3 protein-coding genes are annotated in these 2809 nt (G+C 69.0%); 2 read left to right on the forward strand and 1 reads right to left on the reverse strand.

What is annotated here, in order from left to right:
* The coding region (locus PKD89_RS14680; protein WP_289012696.1) for an SDR family oxidoreductase at positions 1–424 on the forward strand (424 nt) is incomplete at its 5' end.
* Between the two features lie 24 nt (positions 425–448).
* Here PKD89_RS14680 and PKD89_RS14685 read toward each other — a convergent pair.
* The gene (locus PKD89_RS14685; RefSeq protein WP_289012697.1) at positions 449–1411 is read right to left on the reverse strand and encodes a TIGR03619 family F420-dependent LLM class oxidoreductase; all 963 of its coding nucleotides are present in this window, start codon (positions 1409–1411) and stop codon (positions 449–451) included.
* 93 nt (positions 1412–1504) lie between these two features.
* Here PKD89_RS14685 and PKD89_RS14690 point away from each other — a divergent pair, with 93 nt between their 5' ends.
* Positions 1505–2254 carry a hypothetical protein gene (locus tag PKD89_RS14690; RefSeq protein ID WP_287378153.1) on the forward strand — a complete coding sequence of 250 codons (750 nt, stop codon included), beginning with the start codon at positions 1505–1507 and terminating at the stop codon, positions 2252–2254.
* The last annotated feature ends 555 nt before the right edge of the window (positions 2255–2809 follow it).

Genomic DNA, 2809 nt, shown 5'->3' on the forward strand with positions numbered 1-2809 from the left:
GATCGACCGAGGCGGCGGTTCGATCGTCAACATCCACTCGGTCGAGGGCACTCGCGGGTTTCCAGGCGAGCCGGTCTATGCCGCCATGAAGGCCGGGGCCAGCCACTTCACCCAGTCGCTTGCCGCCGGATACGGACGCAAGGGCATCCGCTGCAACGGCATCGGGCCCGACCTGATCCAGACCCCGCAGGTCGACTACCTGGCCGGACACGACGATCACGATGAGCGTTGGGAATCCTGGGCCCCGGTTGGTCGCGTCGGCTGGCCCGACGACGTGGCCCGTGTCGCCTTGTTTCTCGCCAGTGACCTGTCCGCCTTCGTCACCGGCCACAACATCCCGGTCGACGGTGGCACCCTCGCCCAGTCCGGCTGGTTCTACAGCCCGCAAGCCAGGCGGTTCGTCAACCGGCCCGTCGACCTGTAGGCGACCGCAACCCGGCCTCCGGCGTTACTTCACCGCTGATTGAAACGCCGCAACCACCTCGGTCAGGCGCTCGGTGGCGGGCCCCACGCCATCGGGCACGGCGATGGGCACCTTGAAGTCGGTGATGCCGAGCTCGACCAGCGGCGGCGCCGCCGACATGGTTGGGGCCAAGTCGAGTTCGCCGTTGTCGTCTCGCACTCCCCGCAGGTAGGTGGTGACCTGAACGGTCGCCGGGTCGCGTCCGAGGTCCTCCATCGCTTGGCGCATCTCGCGGACGCCACGCAACGGGTCGGCCACGGCCGGCCCCCAGGGGATCCAGCCGGTGCCGAAGCGGGCCAAGCGTTCCATGGCCCGGGGCTGAACGGTGCCGCCCACCCACACCGGGACGCCCCCGGGTTGCACCGGCTTGGGCATCGCGTGGATGCCGTCAAAGCTCAGCTCGGGCGCGTCGTAGCCGGCCCGCTCCTCAGTCCAGAGCGTCCGGCATACCTCGAGCGTGTGGTCGAGTTGCCGGCCGCGGCTGGCGAAGTCGAGCCCGGCGGCCTCGTACTCCTCTTTCTGCCAGCCGACTCCAACGCCGAGGTCGAGTCGCCCGCCGGAGAGCACGTCGAGCGTGGCGGCGGTCTTGGCGAGTACCACGGGGCGCCGCAGCGCTGCGAGCAGGATGCTGGTGCCCAGCCGCACCCGCTCGGTTTGCCCGGCGAGGAACGCCAGAGTCGTCAACGGTTCGAGCCAGTGCCCGTCCGGCCCGGTCGGTTGACGCCCACCCTCGACCCCGCCGCTCTTCGGGTCGGCGTACGCCTCGGGTTGCTCACCGAATACCACGTGGTCGGACACGATGATGCGGTCGATGCCGGCGGCGTCGGCGGCCACCGCTGTGTCGACAAGCTGGTTCCAGCCTCCCGGATCCTCGGCCGCAAAGTTGCGGGGCTGGATCGTCAGCTGGGGGGGTCCGTCGTGCGGCTGGGGAGCGAGAGGCTGAGGCACCCGGTGACCCTACCGACCGGCCAAACCAGGCGCCGCGTCGACGTCGCTCCCCTCCCGTAACATGGCACGGTTGCCCAGCCCAGGAGGCCGCCCGTGGCCGGAGCCATCGACAGGATCTTCCACCCTGCCATCGAACGGGTGGCCCGCACCCGGTATGAGCCCGCCCGAGAGGTGGTCGCCGGGTTGCAGCTGAAATACCGGCCCGGCAACGCCGATGAGCTGATCAAGCTGATCGCGAAGCGCTATACCCGGGAGTTGGCTGCGGTGTCCGCCCTCGCCGGCGGCGCTGCGGCCATTCCGGGTGCCGGTACGGGCACGGTGCTGGCGTCGAGCACGGTCGACCTTGCCTACTCGATCACCAAGATGGGGGAGATGATACTGGCGATCGGCATCGCCGCCGGCCACGACGCCGAGTCGCTCGAGCAACGGCGCAGCTGGGTGGTCAGCGTCCTGACGATGGCCAACGGCGCCGCGGCCGGACTTGAGGGCGTGGCCGGGCGCATCGGCTCCGCTGGCGGGGCCAGCCTGGTCGGCCGAATCCCCGACGAGAACCTGTCGTCGATCAACGCCAAGCTGAGCGCCCAGGTGCTGACCAAGTTCGGTATCGAGCAAGGAGCGCTTCGCCTCGGCCGCCTGGTGCCTTTCGGGATCGGCGCAGGCATCGGCGCCGGCGGGTCGGCGTTGATTACCCGATCGACCGCCAAGGCGGCACGCAAGTTCTTTGAACATGAGCCGGCCGGCGGTCGCATCGACGATCGATGCGTGACCGATCTTGACGTGGCAGGTCGATCGATCGAGGGGTCGATCCAGGCTCGCGCGATGGCGTCGCCCACGGAGGCGTGACCCGTGCTGTTCCTCGCGGGACACAAGTCAAAGCCTGCACCTCCCCTGCGCATCGGGTCGTCGACGCCGGCGCAGGACCACGCACGGGCGTTGGCTGAGGGACTCGAAGGGGCCGCCTGTGAGCTGAGCGCCATCTGACCTCCCAAGGCTTGACCGCAGCTGCTGGGGAGCTCCGCAGTGGCGGTCACGAAGTCGTAGCAACGCCCTCGACCGCGGAATAGTCGCAACGGTCCCACCGCAAGCGTCAATCGTGCCGGGTCAGCGTTCGGGAATTGTCGCCCAGAGGTGCCCAGATGTCGTCGGGGTTGCTTGGGGTGCCCCTGTGGCGTCCCTTTCGCGCGGTTGGCCACCAGACCCGCAGCTCTGTCTGCGCGTCTCCCGTGTTGCGCCAGAAGGAACTTCTAGAAAAATTTCGCCGTTCCGACGCCATCGTCGGCTTGGTTGTCACAGGTGTTGATCAGACTGGTCCCATGGCTTCGATCACAGGTTTCGAGCCGGCCGGGACCGGTCCGGGCGATGGGGGTGGAGCGTTGGCGGCCCTGCGCCGGCGACTGC

Origin of the sequence: Candidatus Neomicrothrix sp., assembly GCF_035329545.1 — a bacterium.
GTDB lineage: Bacteria > Actinomycetota > Acidimicrobiia > Acidimicrobiales > Microtrichaceae > Microthrix > Microthrix subdominans.